The organism is Saccharospirillum sp., from assembly GCF_040881935.1.
Classification (GTDB): Bacteria; Pseudomonadota; Gammaproteobacteria; order Pseudomonadales; family Natronospirillaceae; genus Saccharospirillum.
Genome location: NZ_JBBECH010000060.1, coordinates 1 through 16,871, shown reverse-complemented (window position 1 = coordinate 16,871; position 16,871 = coordinate 1). Strand labels below are relative to the sequence as shown.

Here is a 16,871-nt window from a genome sequence, read left to right as displayed (position 1 = left end):
GTGAGAGAAGCCGATGGCGCGTTGGGATGGCATTGAAGAGTGTGTGGCGGTCGCCGAGACGCGCAGTTTTACCAGGGCTGCTGAACGGCTGGGCAGTTCAGTCGCGAATATCAGCCGTCAGATCAGCCGGTTAGAAGACCGGCTGGATGTTCAGTTGTTTCAGCGCACAACGCGCTCGGTCACTCTGACCGACGATGGCCGGATCTACTATAACCACTGTCGCGCTTTGCTCGATGGCCTGGTCGAGGCCGAACAGGCCATCGGCGAGCGCCTGTCTGAACCGACCGGGCGGTTGCGGATCACCGCGCCGCTGTCTTATGGCGAGCGCTACATCGCCCCATTGATCGCCGAGTTTACAATGCACCACCCGCGGCTCGAAATAGACTTGCAACTGACCAACCAACGCCTCGACCTGATCGAATCCGGCATCGACATGGCGATTCGGGTCGGTGTGCTGGAAGACGAACGCCTGGTGGCCCGGCCACTGGCGCATAGAGCCCAGTTTGTCTGCGCATCACCTGACTATCTCGCCCGGTTCGGGCAGCCACACACCCTGGCCGAACTGAAAAACCATTCCTGCCTGCTGGGCACACTGGACCACTGGCGCTTTACCGACCAGGGTGAGCGGCGGGATATCCGGGTCACTGGCCGGCTTCGATGCAATAGCGGGCCGGCGTTGCGGGATGCGGCCCTGAATGGACTAGGCATTGTTCAATTGCCGGACTACTACGTTAAAGAGGACATTCAGGCTGGGCGGCTGGTGACGGTGCTGGATGCCTTTGCACCGGCGGAAGAGGGTGTATGGGCGCTATACCCGCCCAACCGGCATTTGTCGCCCAAGGTAAGGGCTTGTATAGAGTGGTTGAGGCGGAGATTAAAGGTGGAGTACCCGGTATCCGGTGCGGACCAACGCCTCTGAGTTGAACCGAACTACGAAACTTGAATTTCCAGCACAGGGTTTTACCGCGTAATCGGGTGAGCCCAAAGGTCATATTCATCGGCATCTTCGACATGGACCCAGAGGCGGTCGCCGGGTTTGAGTTGGGTCTGGTTATCGAGAAAGACCTGGCCATCGATATCCGGTGCATCGGCTTTTGAACGGGCAACGGCGCCTTCGGCCACCACTTCATCGACGATGACTTCGATGTCGGTTCCGACCTTGGCCTGCAAGCGGGCCGTGCTGATGCGCTGCTGCACTTCCATAAAACGGTCGTAGCGCTCTTGTTTAACCGCTTCGTCAACATGATTGGGCAGGGCGGCTGAAGCGGCCCCGTCGACGTTTGAGTACTGGAAAGCGCCGACACGGTCTAGCTGTGCTTCTTCCAGAAAATCGAGCAGCATCTGGAAGTCGGCCTCGGTTTCACCCGGGAAGCCGACAATAAAAGTCGAACGCAGGGTTATATCCGGGCAGATTTCACGCCATTTGTGGATGCGATTCAGCACCTTCTCGGCGTGCGCCGGGCGTTTCATTGCTTTCAACACGGAGGGGCTGGCGTGCTGAAAGGGAATGTCCAGATACGGCAGAATACGGTTTTCGGCCATCAGCGGGATGATGTCGTCGACGTGCGGGTAGGGGTAGACGTAGTGCAACCGCACCCAGGCATCCAGTTGACCCAGCTCTTCGCAGAGTTCCTTCATCCGGGTTTTCACCGGCTTGCCGTTCCAGAAATCGGTACGGTATTTCATGTCGACACCGTAGGCGCTGGTGTCCTGTGAGATTACCAGCAGCTCTTTGGTGCCGTTTTTCACCAGACGTTCCGCCTCGCTCAACACCTGTCCGACAGGGCGACTGACCAGATCGCCCCGGAACGACGGAATAATGCAGAAGGTGCAGCGGTGGTTGCAGCCTTCGGAAATTTTCAAATAGGCGTAATGCTTCGGTGTCAATTTGACGCCTGTATCCGGCACAAGCGATATGAAAGGGTCGTGACGCGGCGGCACCACATCATGAACCTGGCGCACCACTTCCTCGTAGGCATGGGGCCCGGTAACGGCCAGCACATTCGGATGGACTTCCCGGATGTCGTTTTCCTTGGCGCCCAGGCAACCGGTGACCAGCACCTTGCCGTTCTCGCGCAACGCTTCGCCGATGGTATCGAGTGATTCCTTAACCGCCGAATCAATAAAGCCGCAGGTGTTAACGATCACCACATCCGCATCGTGGTAAGACGGCACCACATCGTACCCTTCAGCGCGCAGCTGAGTCAGGATGCGTTCGGAGTCGACGGTGTTTTTCGGGCAGCCCAGGCTGACAAAACCAACACGCCCCTGCTCTGAAACAGGCTTGCCTTCGCGGGGGTTGACGATATGGGTGGTCATGAAAACCTCGGTGCTGGTCAAAAAAGGAGCGGTATTGTAGCGCCTTCCAATCTGGCTTCAAGCGCCGCGCTCCTGATTCGCTGTGTTTCTTTGTATTACCTGTTTTTTGAACTGGAGTTTGGAGTTGGCTGGAATGCATACGCTCGCTGCGGTCACCGGGTAAGCCTCTGTGGGGGAGTCCGCAGCATGGATGCTGCGGTCTAGGCTCCATGGATGGATCTACAGGCTTACCCGGTGACCGCTGCTCGCCACCTCTGTAGCCTCTCCTACCAAAGCAGGAGGCCCGCCAGCGCCCGAATTTAGGCGGCCTGTAGGACTCTCCTACTAACGAACGAAAGCCACGCCCGAAGGCTCGGCCTAGCATGCAGTCACTGGCTTACACCCACGGGTCAAGCCAAGCCTCTTTTTGGATGTCGGTTTTGCCGACATCAGGAGGCTCAGAGCCAGACCAGTAGATTTGGTAGAAAGCATTAAGACTCACTCCACAACTACAAAAACAGAGAGACAATGATCATGAAAAAAGCATTGCCCCTGGCCGTACTGGCCACCACCCTGGCCGCTGCGCCCTTTGCCGCTCAGGCTGAATTTAACCGGGTTCGCTGGCAGGTTCCGATGGCGTTTTCATCGTCACTGACTGCATTGGGCGACACCATGCCGGTTGTTGCCGACATGGTTTCCACCATCAGTGATGGTCGGGTAACACTGCAGACGGTAGAGCCCGGTGCGCTGATTCCGGCCTTGTCAGTATTTGATAACGTCAGTGCCGGTAACATTTCAGCCGGTTATTCCTGGATGGGATATGAGTGGGGTCAGGTACCCGGCTCGGCGCTTTATGGCGCGACGCCTTTCGGACTTGAATCCCAGGAATTTCTGGCCTGGATGTATCACCACGGTGGTGACGACCTGCTGAAAGAAATGTTTGAGCCGTACAACGTTTACCCGATTCTGTGTGGCACCATTAGCCCTGAATCAGCGGGCTGGTTTACCGAAGAAATGAACTCGGTTGACGATTTGCGTGGTCTGAAATTCCGTGCTGCGGGCCTCGGTGGCGAAATCATGGGCGAGTTCGGCATGTCGATTAACGTACTGCCCGGTGGTGAGCTGTATCAGGCTCTGGAAACCGGCGTACTGGACGCGACTGAATTCTCGCTGCCAACCGTTGACAAGCAGTTGGGCTTTTCACAGGTTGCCAAGTACTACTACCTGCCAGGTTGGCACCAGCCTTCAACTAACCAGTTCCTGTACATCAATCTGGATGAGTGGAACAAGTTGAACGGCCAGACGCAAAGCCTGATCGAATCTTCGTGCATGGCTGGTAATGCCGTTGCTCTGGCGAAAGCCGAAGCACTGCAGGGCGCTGTGCTGAATGAGTTCGCCGAAGAAGGCGTGAACCTGCGTCAGTACGATGCCGACATGCTGGGTGCCTTTGAAGACGCTACCGCGTCAGTCATGGCCAAGTATTCCGAGCAAGACGACATGTTTGGCCGGATCTACAGCTCCATGAAAACATTCCAGGCGGAACATGCTACCTGGAAGAAGTATGGTTACCTGTCACGTGACTGGCATGCACAGGACTGATCCATGTCTGACATAAAGCTCGATCTTGAACAGGTGGAGCAAGCGGTGGGGCATGGCCCCACCGCCGTTCCTTATCCGAATACCTGGCTGTCCGACCGGCTCGAGGCCTTTCTTGAAGTCGTCGGACGCTTTTTTTCGTGGAGCTGGATACTGTTAATGGTGCTGGTGGTGTTGAACGTCATCCTGCGCTATTTCTTCAGTAACTCCTACGTTGCACTGGAGGAGTTGCAGTGGCACATCTATTCAATCGGTTTCATGATCGGTTTGTCTTACTGCGTATTGCACGACGGACATGTTCGGGTGGATGTACTGGCTGAAAAACTGTCACATCGCAAACGAGCAATGATCGAGCTACTTGGGCTCGGCCTGTTTTTGATGCCGTTTTGTTTGTTTGTACTCTACTACGCCTACCCCTTTGTCGAACGCGCTTACCTGATGGGTGAGGTGTCCGGATCTCCGGGCGGTCTGCCGATGCGCTGGTTGATAAAGTCGGTCATTCTGATTGGGTTTGGATTGTTGTTGTTGGCGGCGCTGAGTCGGTTTGTGCGGGCGTTGTCATTTATTACCGGTTTCCCCCGGGCACGGGTCGCGGCTGATCGCTGATCCAATGTTATCTGTTGTTGTGTTGTAACGGTCGAACTTGCCGTGGAGACTTGTTGTGTTTGAAACCTACGAACTCATCGTCATGGCCATGCTGGGCAGTTTTATTCTGCTTATTTTCACCGGATTTCCGGTGGCCTGGGTCCTGGCGGGCGTATCCGTCTTTTTTAGTATTGGTGCGGTTCTGGCCTATAATTATCTGGACGCTGATACCTATTTTTTAACCGATTGGAATATATTCGGCATCGTCGTTCAGCGAATTTATGACCAGATGACCAAATGGATTATGGTCGCCTTACCCATGTTTATTTTTATGGGGCTGATGCTCGAACGCTCCGGTGTTGCCGAGCGGTTAATGGTCAACTTTGTCAATCTGTTCGGGCGTTTCAATGGTGGCCTCGGGGTCGCTGTTATTCTAATCGGGATTCTGCTGGCGGCCTCAACCGGTATTGTGGGTGCTTCTGTGGTATTGCTGGCCATGTTGTCTTTGCCGGTAATGCTGGACCAAAAATATTCACCAGCCTTCGCCAGTGGCATCGTTGCGTCTTCGGGCACGCTGGGCATTATGATTCCTCCGAGCATTATGCTGATCATCATGGCCGATCAGTTGTCGTTGTCGGTGGGTGATCTGTTTATGGGTGCATTGATACCCGGTGTGATGCTGGGTTTTCTCTATATTGCGTTCGTGGTAATCGCTGCCTGGTTGAAACCTTCTCTGGCACCTCCAAAAGCTGATTTGCCACCGATTACGCGCGACGTTGTCATAGAAACCTTGCGTTCGGTTCTTCCTCCCTTGTCGCTGATTCTTGCGGTACTCGGGTCCATTTTCTTTGGGATCGCGACGCCTACCGAAGCGTCTGGTGTGGGTGCGCTGGGCGCAACGATTCTGGCAGCCATGAACGGCCGGTTGAACTGGGAAGTGCTGCGCGATGTGTCCCGCAAGACAACCATCACGACGGCCTTCGTGTTCGGGATCTTTCTGGGTGCAACGGCGTTTGCAGTCGTACTTCGTTCTCTGGGGGGCGACGAATTCATAGCGGGTTTGTTGACTGGTATCCCGTTGTCGCCAGGCGGCATTATTCTGGTGATATTGTTTATTGCCTTTGTAGCCGGGTTTTTTCTGGACTGGCTGGAAATCAGTCTGATCTTGCTGCCGCTGGTCGGGCCGGTGGTGGTGCAGCTTGGGTTCGATCTGACCTGGTTTGTGGTGTTGTTTGCGCTAACCTTGCAGACGTCATTTTTAACGCCGCCGGTTGGGTTCTCACTGTTTTACCTGAAAGGCGTGGCACCGCCGGAGATTAAAACGACCGATATTTACAAAGGTGTGATGCCCTTTATTGCACTGCAAGTACTGGCGGTAACGCTGGTCTTTTTCTGGGAGCCGCTGGTGTTGTGGTTGCCTGAAATGCGCTACGGGTAAGGAGGCTTTGCTGGGATTCAGGGGCTGATAATCAGCCCCTTTTTTTTAATGAATCAGGTTACTGCGTGACGCTCATGATAGTTGGGCTGATCCCAGGAACGGCTATCAATAATGTCTTTCAGGCATTCAACACTGTCCCATACGTCGACAAAGCGTACATACAGCGGCGCAAAACCAAAGCGCAGAATATCCGGTGCCCGAAAATCACCAATGACACCCCGGTCAATCAGCGCCTGCATGATGGCGTACCCTTCCGGGTGCGCCAAAGCGACCTGGCTGCCACGCTCGTCGGCATTGCGAGGCGATACCAGTTTAAAACCGGCGTTTGGCAGGCGGGTTTCGACCAGCTCGATAAACAGCTGGGTCAATGCGACGGATTTGGCACGTAATTCAGCCATGGTGGTATCGGTGAAAGTATCCAGGCCGACGCTGAGCAACTGGGTAGCAACAACAGAAGGCGTTCCGGTTAGGGCGCGACGGATGTCGCCAGCCGGTGCAAAGTCGTCGCGCATCGCAAACGGGGCTTCATGGCCAAACCAGCCACTGAGTGGCTGTTCGAATGACGCCAGGTGGCGTTCCGCAACGAAGATGTAACCCGGTGCACCCGGTCCACCGTTAAGGTATTTGTAGCCGCAACCGATGGCGAAATCGGCGTTAACACCATTGAGATCCACTTCGACGGCGCCGCCACTGTGGCTCAAGTCCCATACCACCAGTGCACCCTGTTCATGGGCACGTTGCGTAATGGCCGCCATGTCATGAAGTTTGCCGGTTTTGTAATGAACGTGGGTTAGCACGACCACCGCGACATCCTGACCGATGCGATCAATAAGAGCCTCGGCTGGCTGGGTTTCCAGCACTGGCCCGCCGTTCATGAACTGACTGAGGCCCTGCAGCATGTACAGGTCGGTTGGGAAGTTACCCGGCTCCGAGAGGATGACGCGCCGTGACGGGTCTTTGCTCAGCTGTTGTTTCAAGGCGGCTGCGGCGACCTTGAACAGGTTAACCGAGGTCGAGTCGGTCACCACGACTTCTTCCGGTTTGGCACCGATCAGCGCTGCGATCTGGCCACCGACCTGACGCGGCAAATCTATCCAACCCGCCTGATTCCAGCTGCGAATAAGGCCCTGGCCCCATTCCTGTTCGATTACCTGTCGCGCGCGCTCTGAGGCGGCCTTCGGCCGGGCGCCGAGTGAGTTGCCGTCGAGATACAGAACGTCGTGGGGAATGTCGAACTGGTTGCGCAGAGGGGCGAGGGGGTCTTGAGTATCCAGAGAAAGGCAGTGGCTACGATCTAACGACATTAGGCGGGCTCCGTTGTTTTGCGGATACCCTACTGTTTTGTCGTCAGTTGTGGAAGATTTCCAGGTGCAAAAGCACCGTTTCAAAGCGTTGACCAGGCGTTACGGAGTTTGAAGAGGGGGAGCAGGACTCTGAGACAGTGTTCCCCCGGAGCGGTTTAATAGGCGTATGCGCATAACGACTTTAACGCTGTCGTTCAGGGCCTCGGAGTCGGCATAGCCAATGGCTGCAGGATTCGAACCGACGGTGTTGATGACGGTTGTTGAGCTGTCCAGTTCCTGCGGCGGTTGTTGGCCGGTGGTGAGGTCTAGGAGTCCGACAGATTCCTGGGTTCGGGGGATGATTTACCAACTTTGAGTAAAATGATTCACGATTGCCTTTTTACTGGCGGCATTGGTGAGGTAGCATCAATAGCCATTTCAATAACGATGTTTTAGACGGGAGCGAACAGCATGCACATTAATCAGCGCTTTGATGGCGGTAACATTATTTGCCTGGATGCATCCGATCCCGGTGCTGTCGAGTTGCAAATTCGCTCCGATGTTGGCGATGAGCACAAACAGTGGTTTTATTTTCAGGTACTGGATGCGCGCGATCAGCCGTGCCGGTTCGACATCACCAATGCGGGCCAGGTGTCTTTCCCGAGAGCCTTCCACGACTATCAGGCCGTAGCGTCCTACGACCGTGAGTTCTGGTTTCGGGTGCCGACTCGGTATGACGGCCAAACGCTGACCATCGAACACAGCCCCGAGACCGACAGTATTTATTACGCCTATTTTGCGCCCTATAGCTTCGAACGGCACCAGCAGTTGATCGCTGCAACACTGGCGTCGCCTCTGGTTCAGGCCGACACTCTGTGCATTACACCGGATGGCCACCCGCTGACGCAGCTGACCATCGGTGAGCCTGCATCCGATAAAAAAGTCTGCTGGATCATTGGCCGTCAGCACCCGGGTGAGACCATGGCAGAATGGTGGATGGAGGGCTTTCTGGAGCGCCTGCTCGACGAGCAGGACAGCCTGAGCCGCCAACTGCTGGAACATTGTGTCTTCCACGTAGTGCCCAATATGAACCCCGATGGTAGTGTGCGCGGGCATCTGCGCTGCAACGCCCATGGTCGTAACCTGAACCGTGAATGGCTGGAGCCGAGTGAAAAATTTTCACCGGAAGTCTACTTCGTGCGCGAAGCCATGGCTAAAACCGGGGTGGATTTCTGCCTGGATGTGCACGGCGATGAAGAATTGCCTTACAACTTTATTGCCGGAGCCGAAGGCATTCCTGCCTGGAACAAACACATGGCCTTGCAGCTCAGCACCTTCAAGTCGGTGTTGCAAACCGCCTGTCCGGACTTCCAGACCGATGTCGGCTACCCGATGGCTGAGCCCGGCAAGGCGAACCTAACCCTGTGTACGGCTTATGTAGCAGAACATCACAACTGCCTGGCGATGACGCTGGAAATGCCGTTCAAGGACACCACCGCCACACCCATGCCGTCTACCGGCTGGTCGCCGGACCGGTGCCAGCGCCTGGGTGCGGCTAATATTGATGCGATATGGCAGGTATTGCCGTTATTGTAATTCCTGGATCTGAATGAGTAGCCGCGTTATGACAACAACGAATTCCATTGCACTGGTAACCGGCGCTGGCCGGGGCATCGGGGCGGCGACTGCCCGGTTGTTGGCAAAAGAAGGGTACTTCGTGTGCATTAATTATCGGTCCGATGTGGAGTCTGCCCGGGCCGTAGCACTCAGCATTGGCGAAGCGGGTGGGCGTTGTCAGGTTATCCAGGCCGATGTATCCCGGGAAACGGAGGTGGTGCGATTGTTCGAGGCCATTGATCGATTGTCGGGAACACTGCGGGTGCTGGTGAACAATGCCGGCATACTGAAGACCCAGATGCGCCTGGAGGAGATGACCGCAGAGCGCATCAATCAGGTTTTGGCGACCAACGTGACCGGGCCTTTTCTGTGTTGCCGTGAAGCCGTTAAACGCATGTCGCATCGCCATGGCGGGGCCGGTGGGTCCATCGTCAATGTTTCCTCGGCGGCGGCCCGTACCGGCTCGCCGAATGAGTATGTCGACTATGCGGCATCAAAAGGCGCACTCGATTCTATGACCAGGGGGTTGTCACTGGAGGTGGCTGCCGAGGGTATACGAGTGAACGCGGTCAGGCCCGGGCTGATTCATACCGACATTCACGCTGATGGCGGCGAACCGGGCCGGGTGGCGCGTTTAAGCGAACGCATTCCGATGCAGCGGGGCGGTGAGCCCAGGGAAGTTGCCGAAGCCATTCTTTGGTTGGTGTCCGATCGGTCGTCGTACTGTACCGGCAGTGTGATTGATCTTGCCGGTGGGTTGTAAGGCGACGCCAGTGAATGGCATTGCCTGCCCGGGGCGAAGCCGATAGTCTCAGGTTCCAACAGCATCTGTTTAACTGCGTAAGCGAGGTTTTCCCATGTCTATCCAATCCCCGGCGTTATCTCCGTTTCATCTGGCGTTTCCAGTTCATGATCTGGCGGCGGCCCGCCAATTTTATGGTGAGGTTCTGGGGTGTGCCGAAGGGCGCAGTTCCGATCACTGGATCGATTTCGACTTCTTTGGGCATCAGATCGTTGCGCACCTGTCCGATAAGGCTGAAGCCGCGCAGCCCATTTCCAATGCCGTCGATGGACACGAGGTGCCGGTGCCGCACTTTGGTGTGGTGTTGTCGATGGAAGAATGGCAAGCCATGGCCGATCGGTTGACGGCAATGAAGCTGGCGTTCGTGATCGAACCCTACATTCGTTTTAAAGGGCAGCCGGGCGAGCAGGGTACCTTGTTTTTCCGCGACCCCAGTGGCAATGCCATTGAAATGAAGGGTTTCGCCGACCGCAGCAGCCTGTTCGCGACCTGATGGCGCTGGCATTGCAGCGATTGGGTGATGATGAGTTTAGTCTCGCGACAGAGCTTGCGGTGGCACCGGAACAACTGGAATTTACCGGAACGATTGCTGAGGCGCTTGATTGCCTGGGTGATTCACGACACCCCCATGGCATCTGGCTTGATGATTCGTTGGTCGGTTTCTTTATTGTTGATACCGATTTCGCCGCCGAATTTGAGTTTTGCTCAGAGGGGGCTTTGGGTATCCGCACGTTCCTGATCGATAGCCGGCGTCAGGGGCAAGGGCTGGGTAAGGCCGCTGCCCGGGCATTACTTCCTTTTCTTCAGGGCGCATATTCGCAACGCGTATCAGTCTGGCTGACGGTTAATTGCCGGAATCGGGGTGCCTATCACTGCTACGAAACGGCGGGTTTCACCGATACCGGAGCGCTTTATGAGGGTGGGGCCGCCGGCCCCCAGCATGTCATGCGTATGGCGTTGAGATAGTGTCACGCAAAAAAAAGACGGGCAATGCCCGTCTTTTTGATGATGAATCGGTTTGCGCTTAGCGCAGGGATTTCATCGCGGCGGTCCAGGGGACCAACTGGTCGAGCATGGCACTCAGGGATTCGAGGTGCATATCAGCTGGCTTGAATTCGCTGAAGTTTTCGAAATCGGTAAACAACGACAGTTGCACTTGGTTGCGCACGTGCGCCAGTTGCAGTTCTGAAGCGATTTGACGCAAGTGCTCAACGGCACGGACACCACCGGCGGAACCGTAACCGACAAAACCGGCTGCTTTGTTGTTCCACTCAACGCTGATGTAATCCAATGCGTTCTTCAGCGAACCAGAGATGCTGTGGTTGTATTCCGGCGTTACAAAAATGAAACCATCGTATTGGGCGATGGTTTGCGACCACTTTTTTGTATGCTCGTTGGCGTATTGCTGGAAGCCGGCGGGCATGGCTTCGTCCAGTACTGGCAAGTTGAAGTCGGCAATATCAACCAGCTCGAATTGGGCGTCGCTGCGCTTTTGTGCGTTTTCAAGAACCCATTTGGCCACGGCAATGTTATTACGGCCCGGGCGGGTAGTGCCTGTTACGACGGCTATCTTATTCATAATAAGCTCCTCTGGGGTGGCCGGATGGCCAACCGAATTTTGTATGACTCCTACAGTATGAAGACTACCCAGAGGAAATCAATGTCGGTATTATTGACGTAACGTTTCTTAAAAGGAAACCATTGATCATGGATACTTTGCTCAGCATGAAAGTGCTGGTGGCCGTTGTCGATCACGCCAGTTTTGTGCAGGCGGCCGAGCACCTGGGTTTGTCGAAGGCGATGGTCAGTAAGCACGTTATGCATCTGGAAAGTCGATTGGGCGCCCGGTTGTTGAACCGAAATAGCCGCCACTTGAGCGTAACGGAGTCTGGCCGGGTTTACCTGGAGCGCTGCCGGGCTATGCTGGAGGAGCTTGAAGAAGTGGAGTCGACGGTTAGCCGGGCCACGGTAACGCCCCGAGGTACCATTCGATTCACCGCCCCCATGTGGCTGGCAACCGATTATTTCACCCGGCTACTGCGTGAGTTTCGTGAGCAGTATCCTGAGGTCAGTTTCGACATCGACATCAGCGGTCGCTTCGTCGACATTGTCGAAGAGGGCTTTGATCTCGCCCTGCGGGCCAGTCGTACCTTACACCCCAACCTGATCGCCCGCCCGCTGATGACCATCCCGTTTTACATTGTGGCCTCGCCCGATTATCTGGCACGGCACGGTACGCCTGTGCTGGGCAGCGATCTGGAGCGGCATAGTATATTGGGCTATTCGCTGCTCCGTGGGGACAGCTTTACACTGACCGGACCGGAAGGCGAGGTGAAACTTCGCTTCAGTTCGGCACTGCAATCAAACAATGAATCCTTGTTGTTGTCGGCCGCGGTTAATGATATGGGCATCGGTATATTGCCCGGTGGCATGGTGGAACGAGAGATCAAACAGGGCCATTTGAAACAGATATTGACGGACTACACGCCGCTCAACACCCAGTTGTACGCGGTCTATACCAGCCGCCGTTATCTGTCTGCTAAAGTGAGGACTTTCATTGATTTCTTGTCGGATCGAATGGAGTGCCCGGAGCACCTCCAGGGGTGATCAATCGTGGGTGTGGTCTTCGATGTTAGAGGCAAACGCAAGAAGCAGCACCCACCATCTTGACGAGTTCCTCGCCTGTCTGACGGTATGGATGGGATCTCGCCACTCCAGGCCCTGTTTTGGGTGGATTGCCACCCCTCCTGAAGCTTGCCATGGCACCACAAGCGGTCAGCGCCACTGGCGCTATTCTTGCAGCTCAACAGCGTCGGCGCAGTTGCGACCCACAATTATAATAATCTGAATCACAGGAAAAGCTCATGATGCTGCTCACTCTCCGTTGGCTGCGGCTCGCGTTACCCTGCGCGCTGCTCGCCGGGTTCGCAACCGCTGAACCCCAAACCCTGATTTTCTCGCACGTCGTCAGTGAAAACACGCCCAAGGGAAAGATGGCGCTGATGTTCAAATCGATGATCGAGCGTCGGCTGGGGGATCAGTTTCAGGTTGAGATTTATCCGAATACCGAGTTGATGGATGACGATGAGGCGGTAACCGCCATTGCGGAGGGCCGCATTCATTTTGCGGCACCGTCACTGTCGAAGTTCGAAGCCTATACCGGCCAGTTAATGGTGTATGATCTGCCGTTTCTGTTTGCCAATATGGACGCGGTTGAGCGCTTTCAGAACAGCCCGACTGGCCAGGCGCTGCTGACTCATATGCAGCCGGACGGCATTCTGGGATTGGGCTACCTGCACAACGGGCTCAAGCAATTGACCGCTAACCGGGACTTCGCCCGGCCGGATGACCTGGCGGGGCTGCGGTTTCGGACCATGACATCAGAGGTATTGCAAAAGCAGTTTGAATTGCTGGATGCCGAAGCTGTACCCATGGCCTTCGGTCAGGTTTATCAGGCATTGGCCGACAACGAAATTCAGGGGCAGGAGAATACCTGGTCGAACATATATTCCCAGGCCTTCTACGAGCACCAACCCTTTATGATGCAATCGAATCATGGGGTGCTGGATTACATGGTAATCACCAATGCCGAGTTCTGGAACAGCTTAACGGCAGACCAGTTGCGAGAATTTGAATTCGCCATGGAAATGTCGGTGAAATATGGCAATGCCGTGGCGCTGGCCAAAAACCAGAACGACCGTACCTCCATTGCGGCGATGTCGGGTGTTACCCTGCATGAGCCGACCACTGAACAGTTGGCCCAATGGCAAAACGCGATGAAACCGCTGTGGCAGGAGTACGAACCCCTGATTGGGGCCGATGTGATCGAGGCCGCGCTCGATGCCAACCGAGTTCCCTGATCGGCCCCTTATAGTCGGTTCGCCCACTGGAACGCTGGGTTCCGGTGGCTGGTGCTTTCAATGCAAGCTGAGACGACGGGAACACAGCGCTCCATTGATGCTAAAATACCTCATCTAATGACCGTTTAATCCGATTAATGACATGGAATAGATCAGCCCACTATGAGTAATACTGACAAACGCCCGCTCTACATTCCCTACGCCGGACCAACCCTGCTGGAATTGCCGTTGTTGAACAAAGGCAGCGCCTTCACACAGGATGAGCGGGTTTCGTTTAACCTGATCGGGTTGCTACCACAAAATGTGGAAACCATTGAAGAGCAGGCCGAGCGGGCTTACCGCCAATACCAGTTGTGCCAGAGTGATCTCGACCGACACATTACTCTGCGCTCGATTCAGGACGATAACGAAACCCTTTTCTTCCGTTTGCTTGAGGATCACCTCGAGGAAATGCTGCCGATTATTTACACCCCCACGGTCGGCGAGGCGTGCCAGGAGTTTTCCAATATTTATCGCAACCACCGGGGTCTGTTTATCAGCTACCCGGATCGCGATCACATGGACGATATGCTGCGCAGTGCGACCAAAGACAATGTGAAAGTCATCGTCGTGACCGACGGCGAGCGCATTCTGGGCCTGGGCGACCAGGGTATTGGCGGTATGGGTATTCCTATTGGCAAGCTGTCACTGTACACCGCCTGCGGCGGCATCAGCCCGGCCAATACCCTGCCCATAATGCTGGACGTGGGCACCAACAATCAGACTCTGCTGAACGACCCGATGTACATGGGCTGGCGCCATAATCGCATCAGTCAGAACGAGTACGATGCCTTTATCGAGCAGTTCATTCAGGCGGTAAAACGCCGCTGGCCAGAGGCCCTGCTGCAGTTCGAAGATTTTGCCCAGACCAACGCCATGCCGTTGCTGGATCGCTACCGTGATGAGTTGTGTTGCTTTAATGATGATATTCAGGGCACGGCTTCGGTTTGCGTAGCCACCTTGCTGGCGGCCTGTAAAGCCAAAAGTGAACCGGTCAGCGAACAGCGCGTCGCTTTTGTAGGTGCCGGTTCTGCGGGCTGCGGTATTGCCGAGCAAATTATCGTGGCGATGCAGGATGAAGGCCTGTCGGAAGCCGAAGCACGCAAGCGCGTCTTTATGGTGGACCGTTTCGGCCTGCTAACCAGTGATATGTCTGATTTGTATGATTTTCAGGCTCGATTGGCGCAATCTGCCGACACAGTAGCCAACTGGTCCGGTACTGACTTGCTGGATGTTGTGAAGCAGGCGAAGCCGACCATTTTGATCGGTGTGTCCGGTCAACGTGGTTTGTTCACCGAGGAAATCATTAAAGCGCTGCACGCGGGCTGTGCACGACCGGTGGTGATGCCACTGTCGAACCCGACCTCAAAAGTCGAGGCGACGCCAGCCGATGTGCTGACCTGGACCGATGGTCAGGCTCTGGTGGCGACGGGCTCTCCGTTTGCGCCGGTTACCGTTAACGGCCAGACGTACCCCATTGCCCAGTGCAACAATGCTTACATTTTCCCGGGCATTGGCCTGGGTGCGCTGGCGGTTGGCGCCGAACGCATCACCGATACCATGCTGATGGCCGCCTCAAAGGCGCTGGCCAATCAGGCGCCCATGGTACAAGCCGGAGAAGGTGCACTGTTGCCGCCATTGGCCAACATTCGCGAAACCAGCAAACTAATCGCCTTTGAAGTGGCGCGCCAGGCTCAAGCCGATGGCGTGGCCCTGATGAGCAGCGAAGAGCAGGTCCGCGAGACCATCGAAGCGAACTTCTGGACGCCTCGCTACCGGCATTATCGTCGTCGGGCTGTGTGAGTCGTCGGGTTTGAGTTAAGGTTGCGTACAGCCGCATGCCAAGCAGCGGCCACAGCACAGGGGCGGCTTATCAACAACGCAGACTAGCCGCTACCCGGAAAATTGTGCTGTTAACACCGCGGGAAAACCCTATCTATGTCTTACAGGACAGCGTTTCGATAATCCGGCAGTCCATAATCATCCCACCCTCACAACATGCACTCAGTCTTTTCAACTCCTGTTCCATTGCACGCAAGTCTTTTAGTCGGGAGCGTACCTGCTCCAGTTGTTGCTCAACTTTAGCGTCCACGCCGGCACAGGACTCTTGCTGGCTGTCAGCTAACGAGAGTAGTTCTCTGATATCACCCAGGCTAAAACCGAGCGCTCGGCTTCGGCGGATAAACAGAAGCTTGGAATGGTCTTCGACTGAGTATAAACGATAGCCAGATTCCGACCGACTCGCTGCAGGTAAGATTCCAATTTTTTCGTAATAGCGGATAGTCACGGGCTTGATACCCGTGCGATCAGCTAACTGACCTACGGTGAAGATTTTTTTACTCATCGCCATTGACCTTATAGTTACTATAACCTTCAGAGTATCACTATACCGCTAGTTTTATGAGTATCTGCTGTGGATAGCTGCTGTGAAAACAAATCCGGTGAACTGGCACAACTTAGGACCAGTCAGAGCCGTGTGCTATATATTGTGCTTGCCATAAATACCGTGATGTTCCTTGTGGAGTTCACCGCTGGCTGGATAGCAAGTTCAACCGCGTTGCTGGGGGATTCGCTGGATATGTTTGGCGATGCCTCTGTGTATGCACTGACACTCTTCGTGCTGAACAGAGGCCGTCGTGCCCGAGCCAGTGCTGGCCTGTTTAAGGGCGGTTTCATGTTGTTGTTCGGTGTTGTTGTCGTTGCCGATGCTGTTCGTAAGTTGGTGATACAGGAGGTACCTGCCGCCGATTGGATGGGCACTGTAGGCGCCATCGCCCTGCTTGCAAATAGCATTTGCTTCGTGCTGCTTTATCGCCACAGGGCAGACGATTTCAATATGCGTTCCACTTGGCTGTGTTCCAGGAACGACCTGATTGCCAACAGCAGTGTCATCATTGCCGCCGGGCTGGTTGCCTTCACCGATACTATTTGGCCCGACATAATAGTGGGACTTGCTATCGCTGCACTTTTCCTGCGCTCCGCGTGGCAAGTTATCCGCGAGGGAGTCGAGGAATTACGTGTCAGCAATTCCGAACCTGTTAAAACAACAGATCAAGAAAGCCTCGATGGTGGCGCAGTTGGATGCTGCTCTTCGTCACAAAGCACTTGTGCAAGTGAATGCGGAGCGCAGACGCGATGATTACTCTGATCTTGCGATTCACGCTATTTCATCAGGGGTAACGGATGCCCGGCAACGACTGATAGTTATTGGTTATTCATAATAGTGGCTTTTTCAAATTCTTTGCTTGATAAATTGTCCGGTATGGAAGTTATATCGTCACAAAATATAGAAGAAACTTTGTACGGAACATCAGTGGCGTCTGCAGAAAAACCACTCATATTCACGGAGCTAC

Annotated in this window: 16 protein-coding genes; 12 read left to right on the top strand and 4 right to left on the bottom strand. The window is 55.0% G+C overall.

Annotated features, from left to right (window positions below; genetic code table 11):
* The first annotated feature begins 13 nt into the window (after positions 1–13).
* Entirely contained in the window at positions 14–919 is a 906-nt protein-coding gene (locus WEB54_RS11150) for a LysR substrate-binding domain-containing protein (RefSeq protein WP_368055262.1), read from the top strand.
* A gap of 41 nt (positions 920–960) precedes the next feature.
* Here WEB54_RS11150 and rimO read toward each other — a convergent pair whose 3' ends face one another.
* A complete protein-coding gene (gene rimO / locus WEB54_RS11145; RefSeq protein ID WP_368055685.1) occupies positions 961–2,319 on the bottom strand; it encodes a 30S ribosomal protein S12 methylthiotransferase RimO in 1,359 nt (452 codons plus the stop codon).
* Between the two features lie 513 nt (positions 2,320–2,832).
* Between rimO and WEB54_RS11140 the strand changes: the two genes are divergently transcribed.
* From WEB54_RS11140 to WEB54_RS11130, 3 genes are read left to right on the top strand one after another with little or no spacing between them, the layout of a single operon-like run.
* The gene (locus WEB54_RS11140; RefSeq protein WP_368055683.1) at positions 2,833–3,897 is read left to right on the top strand and encodes a TRAP transporter substrate-binding protein; all 1,065 of its coding nucleotides are present in this window, start codon (positions 2,833–2,835) and stop codon (positions 3,895–3,897) included.
* Between the two features lie 3 nt (positions 3,898–3,900).
* The gene (locus WEB54_RS11135; RefSeq protein ID WP_368055681.1) at positions 3,901–4,500 is read left to right on the top strand and encodes a TRAP transporter small permease subunit; all 600 of its coding nucleotides are present in this window, start codon (positions 3,901–3,903) and stop codon (positions 4,498–4,500) included.
* A gap of 55 nt (positions 4,501–4,555) precedes the next feature.
* On the top strand, positions 4,556–5,917 hold the full coding sequence (locus tag WEB54_RS11130) for a TRAP transporter large permease subunit (protein ID WP_368055679.1): 1,362 nt from the start codon (positions 4,556–4,558) through the stop codon (positions 5,915–5,917).
* Positions 5,918–5,970: 53 nt separating this feature from the next.
* Here WEB54_RS11130 and kynU read toward each other — a convergent pair whose 3' ends face one another.
* A complete protein-coding gene (kynU, locus tag WEB54_RS11125) occupies positions 5,971–7,221 on the bottom strand; it encodes a kynureninase (protein ID WP_368055677.1) in 1,251 nt (416 codons plus the stop codon).
* 450 nt (positions 7,222–7,671) lie between these two features.
* Between kynU and WEB54_RS11120 the strand changes: the two genes are divergently transcribed.
* The 4 genes from WEB54_RS11120 to WEB54_RS11105 all read left to right on the top strand — a co-directional run bounded on the left by WEB54_RS11120 (position 7,672) and on the right by WEB54_RS11105 (position 10,585).
* The gene (locus WEB54_RS11120; RefSeq protein WP_368055675.1) at positions 7,672–8,796 is read left to right on the top strand and encodes a M14-type cytosolic carboxypeptidase; all 1,125 of its coding nucleotides are present in this window, start codon (positions 7,672–7,674) and stop codon (positions 8,794–8,796) included.
* 28 nt (positions 8,797–8,824) lie between these two features.
* Positions 8,825–9,580, top strand: coding sequence for an SDR family oxidoreductase (locus WEB54_RS11115; RefSeq protein WP_368055673.1), 756 nt, complete (start codon positions 8,825–8,827; stop codon positions 9,578–9,580).
* A gap of 94 nt (positions 9,581–9,674) precedes the next feature.
* Positions 9,675–10,112: a VOC family protein gene (locus WEB54_RS11110; protein ID WP_368055671.1), complete on the top strand. Its 438-nt coding sequence runs from the start codon at positions 9,675–9,677 to the stop codon at positions 10,110–10,112.
* Positions 10,112–10,585, top strand: a complete 474-nt coding sequence (locus WEB54_RS11105) for a GNAT family N-acetyltransferase (RefSeq protein WP_368055669.1) — start codon at positions 10,112–10,114, stop codon at positions 10,583–10,585. The genes WEB54_RS11110 and WEB54_RS11105 overlap by 1 nt, the downstream gene beginning before the upstream one ends.
* Before the next feature lie 58 nt (positions 10,586–10,643).
* Here WEB54_RS11105 and WEB54_RS11100 read toward each other — a convergent pair whose 3' ends face one another.
* A complete protein-coding gene (locus tag WEB54_RS11100) occupies positions 10,644–11,198 on the bottom strand; it encodes an NADPH-dependent FMN reductase (RefSeq protein ID WP_368055667.1) in 555 nt (184 codons plus the stop codon).
* A gap of 128 nt (positions 11,199–11,326) precedes the next feature.
* Between WEB54_RS11100 and WEB54_RS11095 the strand changes: the two genes are divergently transcribed.
* The 3 genes from WEB54_RS11095 (at position 11,327) to WEB54_RS11085 (ending at position 15,321) form a co-directional block, all read left to right on the top strand.
* Positions 11,327–12,226 carry a LysR family transcriptional regulator gene (locus WEB54_RS11095; RefSeq protein WP_368055665.1) on the top strand — a complete coding sequence of 300 codons (900 nt, stop codon included), beginning with the start codon at positions 11,327–11,329 and terminating at the stop codon, positions 12,224–12,226.
* A 257-nt stretch (positions 12,227–12,483) separates the two neighbouring features.
* The gene (locus WEB54_RS11090; RefSeq protein WP_368055663.1) at positions 12,484–13,479 is read left to right on the top strand and encodes a DctP family TRAP transporter solute-binding subunit; all 996 of its coding nucleotides are present in this window, start codon (positions 12,484–12,486) and stop codon (positions 13,477–13,479) included.
* A 162-nt stretch (positions 13,480–13,641) separates the two neighbouring features.
* Positions 13,642–15,321, top strand: coding sequence for an NAD-dependent malic enzyme (locus WEB54_RS11085; RefSeq protein WP_368055661.1), 1,680 nt, complete (start codon positions 13,642–13,644; stop codon positions 15,319–15,321).
* A gap of 133 nt (positions 15,322–15,454) precedes the next feature.
* Here the strand turns inward: WEB54_RS11085 and WEB54_RS11080 are convergent, their stop codons facing one another.
* On the bottom strand, positions 15,455–15,862 hold the full coding sequence (locus WEB54_RS11080) for a helix-turn-helix domain-containing protein (RefSeq protein ID WP_368055659.1): 408 nt from the start codon (positions 15,860–15,862) through the stop codon (positions 15,455–15,457).
* Between the two features lie 69 nt (positions 15,863–15,931).
* On the opposite strand from WEB54_RS11080, the gene WEB54_RS11075 reads away from it, so the two are divergent.
* Positions 15,932–16,657, top strand: coding sequence for a cation diffusion facilitator family transporter (locus WEB54_RS11075; RefSeq protein WP_368055657.1), 726 nt, complete (start codon positions 15,932–15,934; stop codon positions 16,655–16,657).
* Positions 16,658–16,871: the final 214 nt, after the last annotated feature.